The following is a 22,254-nucleotide window of genomic DNA, read 5'->3' as shown; positions in this document are numbered from 1 at the left end:
GCCCCCATTTTACGGCATCGCCGTCGCGGCTCCTGCGACCACCTGGGTGGCCAGTGCCTGCGCCTGCTGACGCAGTTCAGGCACCGCCAGGCTTTCCCACAGGCTGCCGATGCGCAGGCTGCCGAGTACGCCCAGCCGTGCCTGCGACTGGCCACCGGCCGCACGCAGGCGGTCGCCCGGCACCGTGCTGTCCAGGCCCAGCCCATGCGGGCCGGGGCGGGCCAGGCCATCGGCCTGCAGCTGCTGCAGCAGCGGATTGCGCAGCGCGCTGGCGCGGGTCTCCACACCGGTGGCGTTGATCACCCCGCTGATCGTCCACTGCTGATCGTTGCCGGAGGCATCGCGACCCGACAGCCGCAGGGCATCGCCTTCGCGGCCGACGCGTTGCAGGCGGGACCGGTGAATACGCAGTTGGCCGCTTTCGATCAGCGCCTGCAGCTGTGCGTCGACCTCTTCGGCGATGCGGTGGCGATGCACGTCCCAGTAGCGCACCACATGGCGCAGGAAGCGGCGCTGGTCGGCCGCGTCGAGGCTGCACCACAGCGCCTGCCCGTGCGGACGGATGCGGTCCATCACGCCCTGCCACGGCAGGCCGTCGGCCTGCGCCTGGCGCGCGAACCCGCGCAACGCGCGCAGGCGCTGGCGCAGGCTCATCGGCAGCAGCGCAGCCGGGTCGAACGTGGGCAGGCCACCATGCGCATGCGGCAGCGGCAGCAGCCCGTGGCGCGAGATCACATGCAGCGGGCCGGTGTGACCGGCAGCAACCAGCGCCAGCACGGTGTCGGCCATGCTCAGGCCGGAGCCGACAATGGCCACGGCATGGTCGCCGGCCAGGGTCCGCACGCCGTCGTAGTCCCAGGCCTCGATCACGTCATCGGCGGGCAGTGCCTCGGCACCGGCCACCGGCAGCGGCCGCATGCTGTTGCCGGTGGCGAGCACCGCCTGCGCGGCATGCAGCGTCTGGCCATCACCCAGCTGCAGCCGGTAACCATGGTCATCCGGCTGCAGGCCCAGTACCGGCTGCACGATCACCTGCAGCTGTGCCGGGCTGGCCGCGGCGGCCTCCTGCAGGCGCTGCTGCAGGTACGCTGCAAAGTAGTGGCGGCACACGTAACGCTCGCCCAGCACCTCGCGCGCCTCGCCCGGGTAGGCGTTGGCGGCCATCAGGTAGTCGAGGAAATCGCCAGGCTGGTCGGCAAACGCACTCATCTTCGCCGCCGGCACGTTCAGCAGGTGCTCCGGCCACGGCGTGGCATAGGCGATGCCCTGCGCCAGCTGCGAAGCCGGTTCGAAGATGGCCAGCACCAGCGGCGCCTGGGCCTGGCGCAACATCTGGATCGCCACCAGCACCCCGGCCGCACCACCACCGATGATTGCCAGGTCCAGTTCGCCATTACGCGGTGAATCAGTCATGCGCCGATTGTAGGCCATCGGCGATGACGGGCCGGATTGCCGAAGCGGGCGGTTGCCACCGTTTCACATCAACGCATCGGCCAGCCGTGCGATGCCTTCGCGGCTGCGCCGCCACGTAGGGCGACTGCGCCACTGCTGCAGGTCCAGCTGCCGCGACTCGCGCAGGTAGCCATCCTCGATCGCACACAGCTGCTGCACCAGCGCACGGTCGTAGCAGACCAGGCCGATCTCGGCATTCAGCGCGAACGAGCGGATATCCATGTTGATTGAGCCGAGCACGGCGATGTCCTCGTCCACGCTCATGTGCTTGGCATGCAGGAACTGCGGCTCGTACAGCGCGATGTGCACGCCACAGCGCAGCAGCTCGTCGTAGTAGGCCTCCTGCGCCCATGACGTCAGCCGCTGGTTGTTGCTGGCCGAAAGGATCAGCTGCACCTGCACGCCGGACAAGGCCGCAATGCGCAAGGCGCTCAGCGTGGCTTCGTCGGGCACGAAATACGGGGTGACCATCACCAGCCGGCGCCGCGCCAGGTGGATCAGCGCCGCCACCGCATCGCGTGCGTTGCTGTAGGGATAGGCGGGACCGCTGGGCAGCAGCTGGGTGGCGATGTCGTCGCTGCACTCGGGCACATCGGCTATCACGTCCAGGCGCTGGCCGGTTTCCATGTACCAGTCGCTGGCGAACACCGCTTCCAGATGCGCCACGGCCGGGCCACGCACGCGCGCCACCAGCTCGCGGTTCGGGTGGCCGGGCACGAACTGCGGACCGGCCAGGTTCTGCGAACCGACATAGGCCACTTCGTTGTCGATCACCGCGATCTTGCGGTGGTTGCGCAGGTCCATGCGCCCGCTACGGCGCCAGCGCAGGCCACCGGGCAGCATCGCACGCACTTCGATGTCGCGCGCCTGCAGGCGCTTGCGATAGGCGCGCAGGCCACGCTTGGCGCCCACCGCGTCGAGCAGCACGCGACACTGCACGCCACGTGCAGCCGCTCGCTGCAGGGCCTCGACAATGGCCTCGCCGACCGCGTCGTCGAACATCAGGTAGTACAGCAGGTGCACGCGGTCTTCGGCCTGGTCGATGTCGGCGATCAGCGTGTGCAGCGACTCGTCGTAGTCGGTCAGCAGATCGACGGCGTTGCCGTGCACCGGCATGAAATCGCCCTGGCGCTGCACCAGCGGCACGATCTCAGCGCTGGCGGTGTCGGGCTGTGGGGTCCAGCGCAGGCGATGCTGCAGCGCCTGCTCCTCGCGGATGACCTGCGAGGCCTCGGCCTGGCGGCGGATGCGCTCGCGCGATAGCCACGGGTGGCCGAACAGCAGGTACAGCGGCAGGCCCAGCAGCGGTACGAAGCCGACCAGCAGCAGCCAGCTGCGCGCCGCGCCAGGCGTGGTGCGGGTGGGAATCCAGCACAGCGCGACCAGCCGGATCAGCCAGTCGATCAGCAGCAGGTAGGAACCCAGCAACCACTCGAACAGCATCGTGTCGCCCGTCGGGAGGTGATGGGCCATTCTGCCCAGCGGCCTTTATAGAGTCGAGCCGCGCTCGATTGCGTTGAAGCAGCGTGCCAACCAAGGTTGGCACCTACCGGGGGTGGGGACCGCGTGTCGACCAAGGTCGACACCTACCGAGCACGGGGACAGCATGTCGGCCAAGGTCGACACCTACCGAGCACGGGGACAGCGTGTCGGCCAAGGTTGGCAGCCACCGGGTGTGGGAACAGCGTGCCGACCAACGATCGGCACCACCACCTGGATGCCAGACATGAAAAAACCCGCCACAATGGCGGGTTTCTTCGCGGGGACCAGCAATCCTTGCGGATTACTTGATCTTGCCTTCCTTGTACAGGACGTGCTTGCGCACGACCGGATCGTACTTCAGGAATTCCATCTTCCCCGGGGTGTTCTTCTTGTTCTTGTCGGTCGTGTAGAAGTGGCCGGTACCGGCCGAGGAAATCATACGGACCTTATCGCGCTTGCCTGCCATGATGCTTTACTCCTCAGACCTTTTCGCCGCGCGCACGCAGCTCAGCCAGAACGGAATCAATGCCGTTCTTGTCGATGGTGCGCAGTGCATGCGCGGAAACACGAAGCTTGACCCAGCGGTTCTCGCTGGCCACCCAGAAACGGCGCTCGTGCAGATTCGGCAGGAAACGACGACGGGTCTTGTTGTTGGCGTGCGAGACGTTGTTACCCGTCTGCACTCGCTTGCCGGAAACCTGGCATACGCGGGACATTGCGCACCTCGATAGTAGTAGTTGTCAGCCCGTAGCCCGGGCGACGGCGGCCTCGATGGTTGCCCACCACACGTCAAGAGAATCAAAGGGTTACGCTGGCGTTGGGCGGCCGGGGACGTGCTCCCGGGGGCGCCGCCCGGTAGAAAACCGGACACAGCGAGCCGCGCATTATGCACGGGTTCAAGCACTTGCGCAAGTTACCCACAGGCTGCGGCTGAACCGGCAGGGCCGGGAGCCCGCCAACCGGCATACTGGCCCGGATCACTGCGGAGCTTTCCATGCGGCTGCTGGCCCTGACCTACGGAACCGAAGGCGATACGCGGCCCCTGGCCATGCTCTGCCATGGGCTGATCGGCGCAGGCCACGAGGTGACACTGCTTGCCGATGGCGGCACCCTGGGCAGCGCGCAGGCCCTGGATGTGCCCCATGCGGCCCTTGAAGGTGACATCCATGACGAAGTGGTCGCCCTGGTGTCGCGTGGCAACGGTGTTGCCGCCGCCAGTTCCGGTCTGGCACGGATGGCGCTGCAGCATGTCAGCGGCTGGATGCGCCAGGCCGATGCGGCCGCAGAAGGCTGCGATGCGATTCTGACCGGTGGCCTGGCGGCCTTTGTCGGCATGAGCGTGGGCGAACGCCGCGGAATGCCGGTCATCGGCACCGGCATGATCCCGCTCACCCCGACGCGGGCCTTCCGCTCTCCGTTCCTGCCACCGGGACGCTCGCCGGGCTGGTTGAACCGCGCCAGCTATGGGTGGGTCAACGGCCTGATCTGGCGCCAGTTCCGTCGGCCGATCAACGCGGCACGCCAGCAGTCAGGGCAATCGCCGCGCCGCTCGCTGTGGCCCGGCCTGCCGATGCTCTATGGCATCTCGCCGCAGCTGCTGCCGCCACCGGCGGATTGGCCGGCCGACCACATCGTCTGTGGCCAATGGCGGCTTCCTGATGCGCCGTGGACGCCCCCGGTCGATCTGCAGGCCTTCCTCGATGCCGGGCCGCCGCCGGTGTACCTGGGCTTTGGCAGCATGACCGGGTTTGATCGCGAGCGCGTGCTGCCGGCCCTGCTGCAGGCGCTGGCGCCGCGTCGGGTGCTGCTGTTTCCGGGGTGGGCCGGGCTGCCGACGGGCGCGCTGCCAGCAGATGTGTTCGTGCTCGGCCCGACGCCACACGAAGCACTGTTCCCGCATTGCGCACTCGCCATCCACCATGGTGGCAGTGGCACCACGCATTCGGCCTGCCGCGCCGGCATTCCCTCGCTGGTGATGCCGTTCGCCGCGGATCAGTTCTTCTGGGCCGATCGCCTGCATCGGTTGGGCGTGGCACCGGCACCGTTGTCACCGAAGCGACTGGATGCAGCAACGCTGGCGGCAGCCATCACCTTCGCTGAAACCGACGCAACACGCGCACGCGCGGCGGCCCTGGGCGCGGCGATGAGCCATGAGGACGGAGTGGCACGTGGCGTGGCAATGATCGAGCGCTGGTTGCGGCCGGTGTAACAGCGGCCAGACCTCAGCGCAGGTGCGGAATCACCTGCGCCAGCAGATGGGCATCCTTGAGCGCGCCGTGCAGGCCGCGCTGGCTGGGAATGCGCAGGCGCTGCAGCACATCATCCAGCTTGTTGCCTTGGCCCGGCCAGCGCCCGCGCGCCAGCTTCAGGCTGCAGGTGATGCGGCAGTGCTGGGCCAGCGTGCCGGGGATACCGGACAGACGCAGCTCGTTGTCCAGGAAGCCCACATCGAAGGTGGCGTTGTGCGCGACCATCTCGCTGCCGCGCAGGAAGTCCAGCAGTTCGGCGGCCTTGCTGGAAAACAGTGGCTTGCCCACCAGCATCGCATCACTGATGCCATGCACGCGCTGTGCGCCCCAATCGACCCTGCGCTGCGGCTGCAGGTAGGTGTGGAACTGGCGGCCGCTGAGCTGGCCATCGATCAGTTCGACGGCACCGATTTCGATCACCCGGTGCCCCAGGCGGTGGGAGATGCCGGTGGTTTCGGTATCCAGTGCGACGATGCGACTCATGCGTGGCGATGTGTCCTGTTGCGTGCGGTGGTGATTTTCGCATGCCTGCAGCGGGAAGCCGCTCCTGTAGAGTCGAGCCCGTGCTCGGCTCACGCGCTAGGCGCAGGCCTTGAGCGTTGGAGTCAGAAGCAGCCGAGCGTGGGCTCGGCGCTACGGGAGCGTGTGCGTCAGCCCAGCGCTTCCACCACCCAATCGATGAACACCCGCAGCCGCTGGCTCATGTGCCGGTTCGGCGGGAACATCACGTGCATCGGCATCGGCGGCAGCTGCCAGTCCTGCAACACCGGCAGCAGCTCACCGCGCGCCACGTGCGGTTCGGCCATGTAGCTGGGCAGCGCCACCACGCCCAGGCCCGCCAGCGCTGCGGCCAGATAGGCATTGCCGTCGTCAAAACCGACCGTGTAGCGGCCCTGCACTTCGATGCGCTCATCGCCGCGCTGTGCAACGAACACGCGTGCGCGGCCACTGCGCGGGCTGAGGAAGCCGACCATGTGGTGATCGGGCCCTTCCAGCGCCCGCGGATCGGTCGGCAGGCCGAAACGCTGCACATAGCTGGGGCTTGCGTGGAAGCCGATCGGCAGCGCCGCCAGCGGCCGCGCTACCAGCGCCGGGTCGGCCGGGGTGCCACCCCGGATCACGCAATCGACGTTGTCAGCGATGACGTCGACCTCGCGGTCGCTGACGCCGATGTCCAGCTGGATCTCCGGGTAGCGCGCCTGGAAATCCGGCAACGCCGGCACCAGCCGCAACCGCGCGTACGGCCCGGGCACATCCACGCGCAGCCGCCCGCGTGGCTGGGTGGCCGCATCGCCCAGCCCGCCCTCCACTTCTTCCAGCTCGGCCAGCAGGCGGGCGATGCGCGGGTAGTAGGCCGCGCCGTCGGCGGTGACGCTGACCCGGCGCGTGGTGCGGTTGAGCAGGCGCAGCCGCAGGTGCGCCTCCAGCTGCTGCACAAGCTGGGTGGCCGTGGTGCGGCTGATCTGCAGCGTGTGCGCGGCGCGGGTGAAGCTGCCGGTTTCCACCACGCGGGCAAACGCCCGCATCGCCTCGAAACGGTCCATGGCGGGCCATGATTGTTTGGAATTGGCAATCAATCTAGGCCGATCATGGCGGTTTATCCAGACAGCACTGGCGCGGAGGATGGCGTTCTCTCCCACGGGATCTTCCCCATGTCACAGCGTGATGTCGTTTTCCCCGCCGGCCGCCAGGCCCTGTACGCGCGCAACCGCTACTCGCCGGCGATCCGTTCCAACGGCTTCCTGTTCGTGTCCGGCCAGGTCGGCAGCCGCGAGGACGGTTCGCCCGAGCCGGACTTCGAGGCGCAGGTGCGCCGCGCCTTCGAAAATCTCAATGCGGTGTTGGCTGCTGCGGGCTGCACGTTCGATGACGTGATCGACGTGACCGTGTTCCTGGTCGATCCGGAAACCAACTTCGAGAAGGCCTGGGCGATCGTGCCCGAGTACTGGGGCGAGGCGCCGCACCCGACCCTGACCGGCATCGGTGTGACTTGGCTGTACGGGTTCCAGTTCGAGATCAAGGTGATCGCGAAGCTGCCTGCAGACCGGTAGTGCCGGCCGCTGGCCGGCAATGTGTCGGGGGTCGAAAAGCGTGTCGACCAAGGTCGACACCTACCAGAGCACATGTGCGCGGCGCACCCGAACGATGTGGTGGGGTCAGAGCTCTTTCCGGAGGAAAGGGATCCGACCCCGCGCCCGGCCCACCTGAACGGGAGATTCCGACGAGTTCCCGAAGCGGCCATTGATATTGTATCCGGCGAAAACCGCTTGCTAGCCTCCCGTCCATGCGCCGGATCACCCGCCAACTGCGTACGTACCTGATGATGCTGCTGATGGCGGCCTTCGTGGTCGTGCCGGTGGCCGACGTGCTGGCCTGCGCGGTCGAGCCGCACGACACCACGGCGGTGCACGTGGAAAGCAACGCCAATGATGCCGAGGGTGACAGTGACGGCAAGCACACCGGTGCCTGCAGCCACAACCACTGCCACCACTCCAATCTGAGCCTGCCGGCCAGTACCCTCGCCGCCTTCGGTGCGCCACTGCCGGCGCGCTGGATGAATGCCGGCGACGCGGCGACCTATGCGGTCGCCCAGGATGAATTGACGCGTCCCCCCCGGGCGTGAGTTGAGCGCGTCCCGCGATTGCGGGCTCCCGTTTCACTCACAACCGGAATCCCCCTATGTCGATCCTGACACCTCGGTCGCTGCGTGCGGCCGGGCAGGTCGTCGCCGTGTTGCTGGGCCTGGCCCCGGCAATGCAGGCGTCGGCACAAGCCGCCCCTTCCTACAACACCCTGCTTGAACGCCTGGACCAGCTGCCCGGCACCCGCGTCGGTGCGGCGCTGGCCGAGGCCGCCGATGCGCGCGCCGACCAGGCCCGTGCGTTGCCCAACCCTTCACTCTCCTACTCCGCCGAGAACGCCTGGGGTACCGGCTCCTATGGCGGCATGGGCAAGGCCGACAGCGTGCTCACCCTGTCCCAGCCGCTGGAGGTCTGGGGCCAGCGTGGTGCGCGCGTCCGTGCAGCCCGGGCCGAAGCACAGGCCGCCAACCTGCGTGGTGCCCAAAGCCGTAGCGACGTGGCCAGCCAGCTGGCGGTGGTCTACGCACAGGCGGAAAGTGCACTGCGCCGCTACACCCTGGCCGAAGAAGCGCTGACCCTCACCCGCGCTGACGCCAACGCCGTCAACGCGATGGTCAAGCAGGGCCGCGAGCCGCAGCTGCGCGCGGTGCAGGCGCAGAGCGAGGTGGCCAACGCCAGCGCCGCGCTGGATGAAGCGCAGGCGTTCCGCGATGCCGCGCTGGCCCGCCTGGCCGGTGCTGCACTGCTGGATGCACCGGTGCAGTCGATCGATGACAGCCTGCTCGACCGTGCGCCGCCGCTGCCGCGCGACGCCACCGATACCGCACTGGCGGTGCGCATCGCTGAAGCCGAAGCCGATGCGGCGGGCAAACTGGTCGAGGTGGAGCGCAAGCGTGCCCTGCCCGACCTCAGTGTCACCGCCGCGCAGACCCGCTTCCGCGAGGGGGGCGAGCGTGCCTACAACCTCGGCGTCAGCCTCAGCATCCCGCTGTTCGACCGCAACCGCGGTGGCATCCGCGCCGCCAATGCCGACCAGCGCGCAGCCGAAGCACGCCTGGACCAGCAGCGCCGCGACAGCGAGGCCGCACGCCTCTCCGCCGTGGCCGGACTGAAGGCGGCCGGCAGCCGCACCCGCGCCGCCGATGAAAGCGTGGTCGCCGCCGAAGAGGCGTATCGCCTGGCCCGCATCGGCTTCGACGCCGGACGCATCTCGCAGCTGGAACTGCGCAGCACGCGCAGCGCCCTTATCGCCGCCCGCGCCGCCGCCGTGGATGCGCGCCTGTCGCGCGTCGGCGCGGAAATCGATCTTGCCCGCCTGGAAGGGCGCGCACCTTTTGTGGAGGTCCCATGACGCTCTCCCGTACTTTCCCGCTGATCGGCGGCGTGCTGCTGGCCGCGCTGCTGGCCGGCTGCGCTGGCAACGCGCAGACACCTGCCAATGAAGACCCGGCTGCGGCCAAGGCCGGCACCGACGATGGCCACGGCCATGCCGCCGGCAGCAAGGAAGCCAAGGCAGAAACCGCGAAGGCAGCTGCTGACGCCGACGAAGGCGTGGTGCAGCTGACCCCGGAGCAGATCAAGGCCTCCGGTATTGAAGTGGTCGCGATCGGTCGCGGTGGCGGTGGTTCCACGCGCCTGTCCGGCCGGGTCGAACCGTCGGTCGGCGCACGCGCGTCGGTGGCCTCCACGGTGACCGGCCGCGTCGAGCGCGTGCTGGTCGCGCCGGGCACCGCGGTGAAGCAGAACCAGACGCTGGCGATCGTGGTCAGCGGCGAAGCGGCGGTGTTCCGCGCCAATGCGCTGGCCGCAGCGGCCGAAGCCGAAGCCGCGCGGCTGGCCTATGGCCGCGACAAGGCACTGGTCGACCAGGGCGTGGTCGCCCGCCAAGAGCTGGAAGCCTCGCGCGCACGTTCGCTGGCGGCACAGGCCCAGGCCGCCGCCGCGCAGGCCCAGGCCGCCGCCAATGGTTCGCCGGACAGCAGCGGCCGTGTGCGCATCACCAGTCCGGTGGCCGGCATCGTCGGCAACGTGCAGGTCACCCCGGGTGGCGTAGTCGCCGCCGGCAGCGCGGTGGCCGATGTCGCCGACCCGACGATGAACGAACTGGTGTTCACAGCACCGCCAGCGCTGGCGGCACAGGTCACGCCGGGCATGACGCTGGAAGTGAGCGCGCCGGGTGGCAGCTTCACCGCCACCGTCACCGGTTCGGCCGCCGATGTGCGGCAGCAGGGCGGTGTCGCGGTGATCCGCGCCGCGCCGGTGGATGCGGCGCTGCCGCCGGCCGGTTCGCCGGTATCGGCCGTGGTCGTCACCGAAGGCCAGGCCGGTTCGCTCAACGTGCCGGCCGATGCGGTGCAGAACGTCGATGGCAGCAGCGCGGTGTTCGTCGCCGTCGAAGGCGGCTTCAAGGCGCAGCCGGTGCTGCCCGGGCGCCGCGCCGGTGACCGCATCGAGATCCTTGGTGGCTTGACCGGCAGCGAGCGCATCGTCGGTGCCAATGCCTTCCTGCTCAAGGCCGAACTGGCCAAGGGCGAAGCCGAGCACGGCCACTGAGGAGGCGACCATGTTCAAGCTGATCATTGAAACAGCGGTGCGACACCGATGGCTGGTGGTGTTCATGGCCGCGCTGATCGCCGCCGTGGGCCTGTTCCAGCTGGGCAAGCTGCCGATCGACGCGGTGCCGGACATCACCAACCGCCAGGTGCAGATCAACACGGTGGCACCGGCGCTGACCCCGGAGCAGATCGAGCGGCAGGTGACCTATCCGCTGGAAACCGCGCTGGCCGGCATTCCCGGCCTGACCACCACGCGTTCGCTGTCGCGCAATGGCTTCTCGCAGGTCACCGCGATCTTCACCGATGCCACCGACATCTACTTCGCCCGCCAGCAGGTGGCCGAGCGCATGCGCGAGGCGTCCGAAGACCTGCCCGACGGTGCATCGCCGATGCTGTCGCCGGTCACCACCGGGCTTGGCGAGGTGCTGATGTGGACGGTGGACTTCGCCGCGTTCGACCCGGCCAAGGTGGCCAAGCCCGGTGAAGCGGGCTGGCAGGCCGGCGAGGTCTACCGCACGCCGGAAGGCAACCTGCTGCGTACGCCCGAAGAACGTGCGACCTACCTGCGCACCGTGCAGGACTGGATCATCGCGCCGCAGATGCGTTCCAGCCCGGGGCTGGCCGGGGTCGATACGGTTGGCGGCTACGTCAAGGAGTACGGCGTGCATCCGGACAGCGCCAAGCTGGCCGCGCACGGCCTCGGCCTGGCCGACCTGGTCACTGCCCTGCAGCGTTCCAACGTGCAGGCCGGTGCCGGTTTCGTGCAGCGTGCCGGCGAGGGCCTGGTGGTACGTGCCGACGGCCTGGCGCTGACCACCGACGACCTGGCACAGGCGCCGGTCGCGACCCGCAATGGCGTGGTGGTGCGCGTCGCCGATGTGGCCGACGTCGACCTGAGCCGCGCGCCGCGCCTGGGTGCGGCCAGCCGCAATGGCCATGAAGCCGTGCTGGGTACCGCGCTGATGATCGCCGGTGGCAACAGCCGCACCGTGGCGCAGGCCGCTGCGGCGCGCCTGGAACAGGTGAACAAATCGCTGCCGGCCGACATCGTGGCGGCACCGGTGCTGGACCGCAGCGTGCTGGTCAATTCCACCATCAAGACCGTGGCCAGGAACCTCACCGAGGGCGCACTGCTGGTGGTGGTGGTGCTGTTCCTGCTGCTGGGCAATCTGCGTGCGGCGACGATCACCGCCCTGGTGATTCCGCTGTCGTTCCTGTTCGCAGTGATCGGCATGAACCGCTTCGGCATCAGTGGCAACCTGATGAGCCTGGGTGCACTGGACTTCGGCATCCTGGTGGACGGTGCGGTGATCGTGGTCGAGTCGACGCTGCTGATGCTGGGCCAGCGCCGCGCCGAACTGGGTCGTGCGCTGACCGCGATGGAACGGCTGCGCGTGGCCGCCGATGCAGCGCTGAAAATGGCGCGACCGGCGGCGTTCGGCCAGCTGATCATCCTGCTGGTGTTCGCACCAATCCTCACGCTGGAAGGCGTGGAGGGCAAGACGTTCCACCCGATGGCGGCGACCTTCATGCTGGCCCTGGTCGGTGCCTTCCTGTTCTCCTTCACCTTCGTGCCGGCGATGGCCGCGCTGCTGGTGCGCGAGCCCAAGGTGAAGGACGGCGATGCGCATGCGGACGACGGCGAGCACGAAACCAGGCCGATCCGCGTGCTGCGTGCGCGCATCGAACCGGTGGTGCGCAAGGCCGTGGCGCACCCGCGCACGGTGCTGGCCGGTGCGGTGATGATGGTGGTGGTGGGCATCGGCGCGTTCTCGCTGCTGGGCCGCGAGTTCATGCCGACGCTGGACGAAGGCAACGTGGCGATGCAGGCCCTGCGCGTGCCGTCGACTTCGCTGGAGCAGTCGCTGGCGATGCAGCTGGCGCTGGAGAAGGCGATCGCCAAAGAGCCGGAAGTGGAAACCGTGTTCTCGCGCACCGGTACCGCCGAGGCGGCCATCGACCCGATGCCGACCAACATCTCCGACAGCGTGATCGTGCTGAAGCCACGCAAGGACTGGCCTGATCCGAAGTTGGCCAAGGACGCGCTGGTGGCCCGTTTCGAAAAGCTGGCCGGGCAGCAGCTGGGCAACAGTTTCGAGTTCAGCCAGCCGATCGAGCTGCGCTTCAACGAGCTGATTTCCGGCGTGCGTACCGACCTGGCCGTAATGATCTTCGGCGATGACTTCAGCCAGCTGCAGAAGGTGGCCGACCAGGTGGCGCTGAAGCTGCGTGCGGTGGAGGGCGCGGCCGACGTGCGGGTGGAGCAGATCTCCGGCCTGCCCACGCTGAACGTGGCGATCGATCATGTGGCGGCGGCGCAGTACGGGCTGACTGCAGCGGATGTGAGTGATGCACTGTCCACCGGCATCGGCGGTACCGCCGCCGGCAAGATCTTCGAAGGCGACCGCCGCTTCAACGTGGTGGTGCGCCTGGACGATGCCGCGCGCAACGATCCGGACCAGCTGGCTTCACTGCCGATCGCCACGCCGTCGGGGCTGGTGATTCCGCTGTCGTCGGTGGCGCGCATCACGGTGAGCGAAGGGCCGAACCAGATCAGCCGCAACAATGGCAGCCGCCGTGTGGTGGTGCAGGCCAATGTGCGTGGCCGCGACCTGGGCGGCTTCGTCGGCGAGGCACAGGCAGCGGTGGCCGACGTGGCACTGCCGCCGGGTGCCTACCTGACCTGGGGCGGTCAGTTCGAGAACCTGCAGCGCGCGGAGAAGCGGCTGGCGACGGTGGTACCGGTGGTGTTCCTGCTGATCGGCAGTCTGCTGTTCATGGCCCTGCGCAGTGGCAAGGAAGCGGTACTGGTGTTCAGCTGCGTGCCGTTGGCGCTGGTCGGTGGCATCCTCGCGCTGCTGCTGCGAGGCATGCCGTTCTCGGTATCGGCGGCAGTTGGCTTCATCGCGGTCTCCGGCGTGGCCACGTTGAACGGCCTGGTGCTGATGCAGGCGATACGCGAACGCCTGGACGCCGGTGACGTGCCGCTGCAGGCAGCGATCAACGGTGCCTCCAGCCGTATCCGTGCGGTACTGACCACGGCGCTTGTGGCGATCGTCGGCTTCATTCCGATGGCGATCGCCAGCGGTTCCGGTGCGGAGGTGCAGAAGCCGCTGGCCACGGTGGTGATCGGTGGCCTGATCACCGCCACCGTGCTGACCCTGCTGGTGCTGCCGACCTTCGCAGCACGGGTGGCCAAACCGCGGGCGGTGGGCTGAAAGACCACGGGGTCGGTTCCTGTGATCCGACCCCGTTTTCCGATCCGGGGTAGTGCTGGCCGCTGGCCGGCAATGCCGAACGATTGCGGTCCATGCAGGTTGCCGGCCAGCGGCCGGCACTCCCCTGGTGCGGTCAGGCCTTCTTGCGTTCGGCGATGTAGGCCTGGATCTGCTGTTCCAGCACCGGCAGCGGCACCGAGCCCTGCTTGAGCAGGGTGTCGTGGAAGCCCTTGATGTCGAACTTGTCGCCAAGCTCCTTCTCCGCCTGCGCACGCAGGCGCACGATGGCGATCTCGCCCAGCTTGTAGCTCAGCGCCTGGCCTGGCCAGGAAATGTAGCGGTCCACTTCGGTGGTCACTTCATGCTCGCTCAGCGCGGTGTGGTCACGCAGGTAGGCCAGCGCCTGCTCGCGGGTCCAGCCCTTGCTGTGCACGCCGGTGTCGATCACCAGGCGCGCGGCGCGCCACATCTCGTAGGTCAGGCGGCCGAAATCCTCGTACGGGGTTTCGTAGATGCCCATCTCCACGCCCAGCTTCTCGCAATACAGCGCCCAGCCTTCGCCATAGGCGGAGATGTAGGCGTTGCGGCGGAACTCGGGCAGGTTCTTCTGCTCGGCGGCAATGGCACCCTGCAACGCGTGGCCCGGATCGGATTCATGCAGGGTCAGCGCCGGCAGGTTGTACAGCGGGCGCGACGGCAGGTTGTAGGTGTTGAGCCAGTAGGTGCCCATGCCACCGCGACCGGCGGTCCAGAACGGTGCGATGTCCGGCGGCACCGGCACGATGGTGAAGCGCGCGCGCGGCAACGTCATGTACTTGCCCAGCTGGCCATCGGCGCGCTTGGAGATCCACGCGGCACGCGACAGCAGTTCTTCCGGTGTCTTGGCATAGAACTGCGGATCGGTGCGCAGGAAGGCCAGGAACTCGGCGAAGCTGCCCTTGAACTTCACCTGCTTGATGATGTCGTTCATCTCGCTCTGGATGCGAGCGACTTCCTCCAGGCCGATGCGGTGGATCTCCTCCGGTGACAGGTCCAGCGTGGTGTATTCGTGGATCTGCTGCCGGTAGTACGCCTTGCCGTCGGGCATCGCTTCGGCGGCCAGGGTGGTGCGCGCCTGCGGCACGTACTCGTTGACGAAGAAGGTGCGCAGCTGCTGGAACGCCGGCACCACCTTGCCGCTGATCGCTTCACGCGCCTGCGCCTGCAGCCTGGCCTGTTCTGCGGCCGGCATGGTGTTGGGCAGCTTCTTGAACGGCGCGTACAGCGGCGACTCGGTCGGGTCCTTCAACTCGGCGACGGTGGCGATGGACACCTCGCGGCCATCGAGCACCGCGCGCGGCACGCTGAAGCCACGCTTCAGCCCAGCGCGCATGTTCTCTGTCTGCTGCCCGAAATAGCGCGGCACATCGTTCAGCCGTGCGATGTAGTTCTGGTAGTCCTGCACGGTCTTCATCTCGCGCCGGGCCATGAAGGACAGGTTGGACCAGAACGAGGAATCGGCGTTGAACGGCATTTCGTAGCCGCGCAGGCGCGTCTCTTCGGCCAGGTTGAACACCTGGTCGTGGTAGATCGCGTAGTTGACCTGGTTGTCCGGCGACAGGGTCTTCGGGTCGATCTTCTTCAGCGCGGCCAGGGTCTCGTCCCACACCTTCAGGCGCGCCTGCTGCGCGGCCGGGCCGACGTCGGGCATGCGGGTGGCATTGGCCGGGGCGTCCTCGTCCTCGCTGGCCTCGCCGCCGCCATCCTGGCGCCACTTCCATTCCTTCTCGTACAGCGCGCGGAAGGCGGCGTCGGCGGGCGATTCAGTGGCCACGCCGGACGGTGCGGCGGTGGCGGGCGGCGCGGCCAGGGCCACGGTGGGGGCGGACAGGGCGATCAGCAGGGCAACGGCAAGACGGGTTTTCACGAGCACAGGTTCCCGGAAAGGCAGACCCCGATGATGGCACCGCCCACCGCCCACGGCATGGGACGAAGGTCCTGCCTGCGCAGCAGGCAGGACCGGGAACCGCCCGCAGGCCGGGGCCCCAGCGCCGCAGGCGCGTGGTAGAGCCGACTGTCAGTCGGCTGCTCTTCGGCCAGACGTGGCAAAGCCCGCGCTCCGCGCGAAAGTCGACTGACAGTCGACTCTACCCACGGCAGACCGCATCCCGGCGCAGCTTCAGTGGCTGGCCTTGTCGCGCTTCCAGCCGCGGTGCTTGATGTCCAGGTGCAGGCTGTACAGCGCGGTGAACGCCGGGAACAGGTTCTGCAGCACACCCACCGAGTCCTGCTTGGCCGAGAACAGGAAGTAGCTCAGCGTCATCAGGCTGCCGATCACGCTCATGTACCAGAACAGGCGCGGGATGACGGGCTTGCCGGCGCGCCTGGAGGCGATGAACTGGACCAGCCAGCGGCCGCCGAACATCAGTGCGCCGGTGTAACCGATCAGCTTCCAGCCGGTTACATGCAGGCCGGTCCAGTACAGCCAGGTCAGCGGCTGGTCGAGCCAATGCAGCTCCAGATCCATCAGCGCTCCTCCACGGCGGTGCGCTTGCTTCGGGTGATCAGCCAGGCCACGCCACGCAGGTCGCGGATGCCGACCAGCGCGCGGCCGAGGTTGTTGTACTTGGACACCCCGGCGGTACGGTGGCGGTGGTTGACCGGCACGCTGGTGGTCTTCCAGCCGGCACGCTGCATCAGCGCCGGCAGGTAGCGGTGCATGTGGTCGAAGTACGGCAGGTCGAGGAACGCGCTGCGTTCGAACAGCTTGATGCCGCAACCGGTATCGGGCGTGTCGTCGCGCAGCATGCGCGCACGGATGGCGTTGGCCCACTTGCTGGCCCAGCGCTTGCTGCCGCTGTCCTGGCGGTTGACGCGCCAGCCGGCGAACAGCTTCACCTGCGCATCGGCTGCGTCGCGTGCGGCGAGCAGCTTGGGAATATCGGCCGGATCATTCTGGCCGTCGCCATCCAGGGTGGCGATCCACGGCGCTCGCGCATGCTTGACGCCGGTCCGCACGGCGGTGCTCTGCCCGCTCTGGTTCACGTGGTGCAGCACCCGCAGTTCCGGCGTGGTCGCCTTCAGTCCCTGCAGCACGGCCAGGGTGTCATCGCGCGAGTGATCGTCGATGTAGACGATCTCGAACGGCAGCCGGCCACGCAGCGCAGCGGTGATTTCGGCGACCAGCGGGGCGACATTGTCGCGCTCGTTGAATACCGGGACGACAACGGAAAGCTCGGGTTGGCTCATAAGGCACTCGGCCAAAGGGGGGACAAAGACCGCGCATTCTCCGAAACCGAGGTTATCCGAAGATGAACCCGGCGGCGTGAGGATCCGTCCTCAGGCGCGATCGCCAAAATACTCGCGGCACCACAGCACCACAGGCGGCAGGCCTTGTTCGATCGGGGTCACCGCATCGAAGCCGAAAGCGTCATGTGCGCGCCGGGTATCGGCCATCGTGCGCACCATGTCGCCCGGCTGCATGGGCTTGTAGACCTTCTGCGCAGGGCGGCCGGCCGCCTGCTCGATCACGCTGATGAAGCGCTCCAGCTCGACCGGCGTATGGTTGCCGAGGTTGAACACCCGGTGCGGCACCGGGCCGTCGGCCGGATGCGCGAGGGCGCCGAGGATACCGGACACGATGTCGGAGACATGTGTGAAATCGCGCTGCATGCGGCCTTCGTTGAACACGTCAATCGGCCGACCGGCCAGCACCGCGCGCGAGAACAGCAGCGGTGCCATGTCCGGCCGGCCCCACGGGCCATACACGGTGAAGAATCGCAGCCCGGTGGCATGCAGGCCGTACAGCTGTGCGTAGGTGTAGGCCATCAGCTCGTTGGCCGCCTTGGTCGCCGCGTACAGCGAGCGCGGCTGGTCCACGCGCTGGTCCTCGGAGAACGGCGGCGTGGCCGAGTCGCCATACACCGAACTGCTGGAGGCATACACCAGGTGCTGCACGCCACGGTGGCGGCACAGCTCGAGCATGTTGACGAAGCCGACCAGGTTGCTGTCGACGTAGGCCTGCGGGTTTTCCAGCGAATAGCGCACGCCGGCCTGTGCAGCCAGATGGATCACGGCGGTCGGCTTCACTTCGTCGAACAGCGCGGCCAGGCCTTCGTTATCGGTCAGGTCCAGCGTGCGCAGGTCCAGCGCCGGGCACAGCGCGGCCACGCGGTCACGCTTGATCTGCGGGTCGTAGTAATCGTTGAAGTTGTCCAGGCCGACCACGGCCTGGCCGGCCTCCAGCAGCGCGCGGGCGGTGTAGGCACCGATGAAGCCGGCAGCGCCGGTAAGCAGGATGGTCATCGCGGGTCTCGATCAAAGCACCCCGCTGCCATCGGCGTGGCCGACGTCGCGGGGATGCGTCGGCCGGCGTGATGTGGCGCCGGGTTCAGCCCTGGCGCGTACGCAGCTTTTCCAGCACGCCGTCCAGGGTGTCCAGATCGGTGTAGTGGATGATCAGCTTGCCCTTGCCGCCACGGCCGTGGTTGATCGCCACCTTGGCACCCAGCGCTTCGGACAGTTCGGTTTCCAGCGAGGCGATGTCGGCCTGCTGCACCTTCGGCGTCGCCACCGGGCGGTTGCTCGGCACCTTGCCGGCGGCGAAGGCCTGCGCACGGCGCTCGACCTCGCGCACCGACCAGCCTTCATCGGCCGCTTCCTGCGCCAGCTTGCCAGCCAGCTCGGGAGCCAAGGTCAGCAGCGCGCGGGCGTGGCCCATTTCCAGGCGGCGGGTTTCCAGCAGCAGCCGGATCGCGACCGGCAGCTCCAGCAGGCGCAGCAGGTTGGACACCGCCGCGCGCGAGCGGCCGACGGCCTCGGCGGCCTCGGCATGGGTCAGGGTGAACTCGCTGATCAGGCGCTGCAGCGCCTCGGCTTCTTCCAGCGGGTTGAGGTCTTCACGCTGGATGTTCTCGATCAGCGCCATCGCGATGACGGTGCGGTCTTCCAGCTCGCGCACCACCACCGGCACTTCGTCCAGGCCGGCCAGCTGCGATGCGCGCCAGCGGCGTTCACCGGCGACGATTTCGTAGTTGCCCGCCGGCAGCTGGCGCACCAGGATCGGCTGGATCACGCCCTGCGACTTGATCGAGTCGGCCAGCTCGGACAGCTTGCCCTCGTCCATCTCGCGGCGCGGCTGGTACTTGCCCGGCTGCAGCTGGCCGACCGGCAACTTGCGCAGCACTTCACCCGGCAGCGGCTCGATCACCGCGGTGGTGGCCTGCACCTGGCTGACCGCGCCCTTCGGGCCCAGCAGCGCGTCCAGGCCACGGCCGAGGCCTCGCTTCTTGGCTGCCGGCTTGCTGCTGGTCATCAGACGGTCTCCACGGCCTTGCCGGCCTTGTTGCGTTCGTTGTTGCGGCGGATGATCTCGCCGGCCAGGCCCAGGTAGGCCACGCCACCGCGCGAGGCGCGGTCGTAGCCGACGATGCTCTGGCCATGGCTGGGTGCCTCGGCCAGGCGCACGTTGCGCGGCACGATGGTGCGGAACACGCGGTCGCCGAAGTGCTCGGTGAGCTCGGCCGACACTGCGTTGGCCAGGTTGTTGCGCACGTCGAACATGGTGCGCAGCACGCCTTCGATCTCCAGCGCGGGGTTCAGGCTGGTGCGCAGCGCTTCGATGGTTTCCACCAGCGCGCTCAGGCCTTCCAGTGCGTAGTACTCGCACTGCATCGGCACGATCACCGAATCGGCGGCGGCCAGCGCGTTGAGCGTCAGCAGCGACAGCGCCGGCGGGCAATCGATCAGGATGTAGTCGTACTCGTCGCGGATCGGCGCCAGCGCGCGCTTCAGCCGCTGCTCGCGCTCGCTCTGGCCCATCAGCTGGATCTCGGCGGCGGTCAGGTCGATGTTGCCCGGCAGCAGGTCGTAGCCTTCGGCGGTCTGCACGCGCACATCGGCGGCGCTGTTCTCGCCCAGCAGCAGATCGCAGGTGGAGGCCGCCAGCTCACGCTTGTCCACGCCGCTGCCCATGGTCGCGTTGCCCTGCGAGTCCAGGTCGACCAACAGCACGCGCTTGGGTGCGTTGGCCAGGGAAGCGGCCAGGTTGACGGCGGTCGTGGTCTTGCCGACGCCACCCTTCTGGTTGGCGATGGCGATGATGCGGGCCATGCGGGTGTGCCTCGTCGACGTGTGCTGGGACCGGTCATTATGCGTACAACCGGCCCCTTGCGGAAATCGTGGATCGCCAACCCGTTGTTCCACAAGGGGCTGGCGGCGGGAATCAGGGGCCTGTAACAGTGACCAGGTGGCGTTCGCCGGCCAGGCCGGGCACGCTCAACGGGGTCACCTCACGCACCTGCCAGCCCGCCGGCAGGTCCGCGATCTCCTCATGCGGGTAGACGCCCTTCATGGCCAGCAGTACGCCGCCGGGGCGCAGCAGGTGGCCACCGACGCGGACGATGCCGGCCAGGGTGTCCATCGCGCGCGCGGTCAGCTGGTCGTAGCGGCCGGCCTCGTCCAGCGCCTCGGCGCGCGACTCGGCCACGCGGGCGTTGCCCAGGCCGAGCTGGCGCACGGCTTCGCGCATGAAGCGCGCCTTCTTGCCGTTGCTCTCGACCAGGGTGACCTGCAGGCCCGGGCAGGCGATCGCCAGCGGGATGCCGGGCAGCCCGGGGCCGGTGCCAAGGTCGGCCAGGCTGCCGTCGGCCACGAACGGCTGCATCGCCAGCGAGTCGAGCAGGTGGCGGGTGACCATCTCCTGCGGGTCGCGGATGGCGGTGAGGTTGTAAGTGCCGTTCCAGCGGTGCAGCAGGGCCAGGTAGCGCAGCAACGGCGGCGCCAGCGCGGCGTCCAGGCCCATGCTGGCCAGGCCCTGTTCCAGCGTGGCAGACACGCTGGCGGGAAGTGGGTGTTCGCTCATGCCGGCATTATCGCCGGTTTTGCGCGCCGATTCCCCGCTTCAGTGTGGATACCAGGCCAATGCGGCGCGGAACTGGCCGCTGGCCTGCCACTCGTGCAGGTGCCAGCGCGCGGCCTCGCCCAGTTCCGGGTCACACCAGCGCAGGTGCAGGGCGCCATCGGGCCCGGGCGCCAGCTGCAGGCGGTGCAGGCCGAACGAGATGCCCTGCCCATGCGCCTTGAGGATAGCCTCCTTGACGCACCACACGCGGAAGAACCAGTGCTCGCGCCCGGCCTCATCCAGGCGTTCCAGCCAGGCCACCTCCTGCGGGTGGAAGAAGCGCCGCACGATTTCCAGCAGGCGCGGTCGCGGCCGCAGCAGCTCCAGGTCCACGCCCAGCCGGACGCCTTCGCCCAGCGCCACCAGCAGCACCTCACCGCTGTGGCTCCAGCCGGTGCCGTAGTGGGCCAACGGGCCGCTCAGTTCCGGCCGGCCCTTGTCATCGCGGACCAGTGGCAGCGTCTCCGGATCGGCCCCGAGGGCCTGCGCCAGCACCTGGCGTGCCTGCGGTTCGCCGCGGTGGCCGGGCACGTGCGGGCGCCGCCAGACCGTCACCGGACCGAAGCGCCACGGGCCGTCGAGGGTGGCTGGCAGGCTCATGCGCACGCGCCCGTCACACGATTGCACGACGGGTTCACGGCCCTGCGCGTCAACTGGTCACTGTTCCCCACCGGAGGTTCGATCATGGGCATCATCATCTGGCTGATCGTCGGCGGCATCGTAGGCTGGCTGGCCAGCATCATCATGAAGCGCGATGCCCAGCAGGGCATCATCCTCAACATCGTGGTAGGCATCGTCGGCGCGCTGATTTCCGGCTGGCTGTTCGGCGGCGGCATCAACGAGGCGATCACCATTCGCACCTTCCTGTTCTCGCTGATCGGTGCGGTGATCCTGCTGGCGATCGTCAACCTGTTCACCCGCAAGAGCATACGCTGACGCGGCGGTAGCGCCGGCCGCTGGCCGGCGGCCCTCCAGAACGGGCCCGGCGATGCCGGGCCCCGTTCGTTCAACCGATCTGCACCCACGCCGGCGCATGGTCGCTCGGGCGTTCCCAGGTGCGCGGCTCGCGGTCGATGCCCGAAGCCACTGCACCGCCCTTCAGCGCATCGGAGACCAGGGTCAGGTCGATGCGCAGGCCCAGGTTGCGGCGGAAGCCGGCGGCACGGTAGTCCCACCAGCTGAAGGTGCCCGCCTCGTCATTGTGCAGGCGGAAGCCATCGTGCAGGCCCAGCTGCAGCAGCTTGTTCAATGCGCCGCGCTCGGCGGTGGAGGTGAGGATGTGGTTGTCGTTCCACACCTCCGGGTCGTGCACGTCGCGCGCGTCCGGGGCGATGTTGAAGTCGCCCATCACGATCAGCTTCGGGTGGCGCTGCAGCTCTTCGGCGATCCAGGCATGCACCGCTTCCAGCCAGCGCAGCTTGTAGTCGTACTTGTCGGTACCGATGTCCTGGCCGTTGACCACGTACAGGTTGATCACCCGCAGGTCGCCGAAGGTGCCGGCGATGACGCGCTTCTGCTCGTCCTCGAAGCCGGGAATGCCGATCTGCACGTCCTGCGCCGGCTCACGCGACAGCAGCGCCACACCGTTGTAGGTCTTCTGGCCGGCGAACACGCTGCGGTAACCCGCGGCGATCAGCGCCGAATCGGGGAACTTGTGGTCCTCCAGCTTGGTTTCCTGGATACCGACGATGTCCGGGCCGAAGTCCTTGAGCCACTGCTCCAGGTGCGGCAGGCGGACATTGAGCGAATTGACGTTCCACGAGGCGATCTTCATGGGGGCATTCTACCCGGGCCAGCTTTGGTAGACGCCAACCTTGGTTGGCGCCGGCAATCACC

The 22,254-nt window shown here is 68.3% G+C and carries 22 protein-coding genes; 7 read left to right on the top strand and 15 right to left on the bottom strand.

The window, feature by feature from the left end; all coding sequences use genetic code 11:
* Positions 1 to 9: 9 nt before the first annotated feature.
* The 4 genes from N5C25_RS07820 to rpmB all read right to left on the bottom strand — a co-directional run bounded on the left by N5C25_RS07820 (position 10) and on the right by rpmB (position 3,650).
* Entirely contained in the window at positions 10 to 1,431 is a 1,422-nt protein-coding gene (locus N5C25_RS07820) for an FAD/NAD(P)-binding protein (RefSeq protein WP_251102440.1), read from the bottom strand.
* A 45-nt stretch (positions 1,432 to 1,476) separates the two neighbouring features.
* Positions 1,477 to 2,895 (bottom strand): cardiolipin synthase, encoded by a 1,419-nt coding sequence (cls, locus tag N5C25_RS07815; protein ID WP_251102458.1) that lies wholly within the window; start codon positions 2,893 to 2,895, stop codon positions 1,477 to 1,479.
* Between the two features lie 340 nt (positions 2,896 to 3,235).
* Positions 3,236 to 3,403, bottom strand: a complete 168-nt coding sequence (rpmG, locus tag N5C25_RS07810) for a 50S ribosomal protein L33 (RefSeq protein ID WP_169411268.1) — start codon at positions 3,401 to 3,403, stop codon at positions 3,236 to 3,238.
* 10 nt (positions 3,404 to 3,413) lie between these two features.
* The gene (gene rpmB / locus N5C25_RS07805; RefSeq protein WP_005411638.1) at positions 3,414 to 3,650 is read right to left on the bottom strand and encodes a 50S ribosomal protein L28; all 237 of its coding nucleotides are present in this window, start codon (positions 3,648 to 3,650) and stop codon (positions 3,414 to 3,416) included.
* 278 nt (positions 3,651 to 3,928) lie between these two features.
* On the opposite strand from rpmB, the gene N5C25_RS07800 reads away from it, so the two are divergent.
* Complete coding sequence (locus N5C25_RS07800; protein WP_058979213.1) at positions 3,929 to 5,143, top strand: glycosyltransferase; 1,215 nt, start codon at positions 3,929 to 3,931, stop codon at positions 5,141 to 5,143.
* Positions 5,144 to 5,156: 13 nt separating this feature from the next.
* On the opposite strand, the gene dnaQ is transcribed toward N5C25_RS07800, so the two are convergent.
* Both dnaQ and N5C25_RS07790 read right to left on the bottom strand, forming a co-directional pair.
* Complete coding sequence (dnaQ, locus tag N5C25_RS07795; protein ID WP_058979216.1) at positions 5,157 to 5,666, bottom strand: DNA polymerase III subunit epsilon; 510 nt, start codon at positions 5,664 to 5,666, stop codon at positions 5,157 to 5,159.
* 167 nt (positions 5,667 to 5,833) lie between these two features.
* Complete coding sequence (locus tag N5C25_RS07790) at positions 5,834 to 6,727, bottom strand: LysR family transcriptional regulator (RefSeq protein ID WP_251102441.1); 894 nt, start codon at positions 6,725 to 6,727, stop codon at positions 5,834 to 5,836.
* 108 nt (positions 6,728 to 6,835) lie between these two features.
* Here N5C25_RS07790 and N5C25_RS07785 point away from each other — a divergent pair, with 108 nt between their 5' ends.
* From N5C25_RS07785 to N5C25_RS07765, 5 genes are all read left to right on the top strand, one after another.
* Positions 6,836 to 7,234 carry a RidA family protein gene (locus N5C25_RS07785; protein WP_058979220.1) on the top strand — a complete coding sequence of 133 codons (399 nt, stop codon included), beginning with the start codon at positions 6,836 to 6,838 and terminating at the stop codon, positions 7,232 to 7,234.
* Positions 7,235 to 7,467: 233 nt separating this feature from the next.
* A complete protein-coding gene (locus N5C25_RS07780; protein WP_058979222.1) occupies positions 7,468 to 7,806 on the top strand; it encodes a hypothetical protein in 339 nt (112 codons plus the stop codon).
* Between the two features lie 56 nt (positions 7,807 to 7,862).
* Entirely contained in the window at positions 7,863 to 9,116 is a 1,254-nt protein-coding gene (locus N5C25_RS07775; RefSeq protein ID WP_279936731.1) for a TolC family protein, read from the top strand.
* Entirely contained in the window at positions 9,113 to 10,318 is a 1,206-nt protein-coding gene (locus tag N5C25_RS07770; RefSeq protein ID WP_251102442.1) for an efflux RND transporter periplasmic adaptor subunit, read from the top strand. Before N5C25_RS07775 ends, N5C25_RS07770 begins: the two co-directional genes overlap by 4 nt.
* 10 nt (positions 10,319 to 10,328) lie before the next feature.
* On the top strand, positions 10,329 to 13,538 hold the full coding sequence (locus N5C25_RS07765) for a CusA/CzcA family heavy metal efflux RND transporter (RefSeq protein ID WP_279936730.1): 3,210 nt from the start codon (positions 10,329 to 10,331) through the stop codon (positions 13,536 to 13,538).
* Between the two features lie 133 nt (positions 13,539 to 13,671).
* Here N5C25_RS07765 and N5C25_RS07760 read toward each other — a convergent pair whose 3' ends face one another.
* From N5C25_RS07760 to N5C25_RS07725, 8 genes are all read right to left on the bottom strand, one after another.
* Positions 13,672 to 15,444 carry a DUF885 family protein gene (locus tag N5C25_RS07760; protein WP_262214551.1) on the bottom strand — a complete coding sequence of 591 codons (1,773 nt, stop codon included), beginning with the start codon at positions 15,442 to 15,444 and terminating at the stop codon, positions 13,672 to 13,674.
* Between the two features lie 252 nt (positions 15,445 to 15,696).
* Positions 15,697 to 16,044, bottom strand: coding sequence for a lipid-A-disaccharide synthase N-terminal domain-containing protein (locus tag N5C25_RS07755; RefSeq protein WP_180876319.1), 348 nt, complete (start codon positions 16,042 to 16,044; stop codon positions 15,697 to 15,699).
* Positions 16,044 to 16,766 carry a glycosyltransferase family 2 protein gene (locus N5C25_RS07750; protein WP_049415938.1) on the bottom strand — a complete coding sequence of 241 codons (723 nt, stop codon included), beginning with the start codon at positions 16,764 to 16,766 and terminating at the stop codon, positions 16,044 to 16,046. The genes N5C25_RS07755 and N5C25_RS07750 overlap by 1 nt, the downstream gene beginning before the upstream one ends.
* A gap of 90 nt (positions 16,767 to 16,856) precedes the next feature.
* Entirely contained in the window at positions 16,857 to 17,822 is a 966-nt protein-coding gene (locus tag N5C25_RS07745; protein WP_019661750.1) for an NAD-dependent epimerase/dehydratase family protein, read from the bottom strand.
* A gap of 85 nt (positions 17,823 to 17,907) precedes the next feature.
* The gene (locus N5C25_RS07740) at positions 17,908 to 18,831 is read right to left on the bottom strand and encodes a ParB/RepB/Spo0J family partition protein (protein ID WP_005411652.1); all 924 of its coding nucleotides are present in this window, start codon (positions 18,829 to 18,831) and stop codon (positions 17,908 to 17,910) included.
* A complete protein-coding gene (locus N5C25_RS07735; protein ID WP_019661751.1) occupies positions 18,831 to 19,628 on the bottom strand; it encodes a ParA family protein in 798 nt (265 codons plus the stop codon). Before N5C25_RS07735 ends, N5C25_RS07740 begins: the two co-directional genes overlap by 1 nt.
* A gap of 112 nt (positions 19,629 to 19,740) precedes the next feature.
* Complete coding sequence (rsmG, locus tag N5C25_RS07730; RefSeq protein ID WP_014648885.1) at positions 19,741 to 20,379, bottom strand: 16S rRNA (guanine(527)-N(7))-methyltransferase RsmG; 639 nt, start codon at positions 20,377 to 20,379, stop codon at positions 19,741 to 19,743.
* Positions 20,380 to 20,418: 39 nt separating this feature from the next.
* Positions 20,419 to 21,018, bottom strand: a complete 600-nt coding sequence (locus N5C25_RS07725) for a 4'-phosphopantetheinyl transferase superfamily protein (RefSeq protein WP_058979236.1) — start codon at positions 21,016 to 21,018, stop codon at positions 20,419 to 20,421.
* Positions 21,019 to 21,102: 84 nt separating this feature from the next.
* On the opposite strand from N5C25_RS07725, the gene N5C25_RS07720 reads away from it, so the two are divergent.
* Positions 21,103 to 21,354, top strand: coding sequence for a GlsB/YeaQ/YmgE family stress response membrane protein (locus tag N5C25_RS07720; protein ID WP_005411656.1), 252 nt, complete (start codon positions 21,103 to 21,105; stop codon positions 21,352 to 21,354).
* 70 nt (positions 21,355 to 21,424) lie between these two features.
* Here the strand turns inward: N5C25_RS07720 and xth are convergent, their stop codons facing one another.
* Positions 21,425 to 22,192 carry an exodeoxyribonuclease III gene (gene xth, locus N5C25_RS07715; protein ID WP_058979238.1) on the bottom strand — a complete coding sequence of 256 codons (768 nt, stop codon included), beginning with the start codon at positions 22,190 to 22,192 and terminating at the stop codon, positions 21,425 to 21,427.
* Positions 22,193 to 22,254 lie beyond the last annotated feature (62 nt).

The sequence above is a fragment of the Stenotrophomonas sp. GD03958 genome (assembly GCF_029839005.1).
Lineage (GTDB): Bacteria > Pseudomonadota > Gammaproteobacteria > Xanthomonadales > Xanthomonadaceae > Stenotrophomonas > Stenotrophomonas hibiscicola.
Note: the sequence above shows the minus strand (reverse complement) of the source record. Positions and strands in the feature narration are given on the sequence as shown.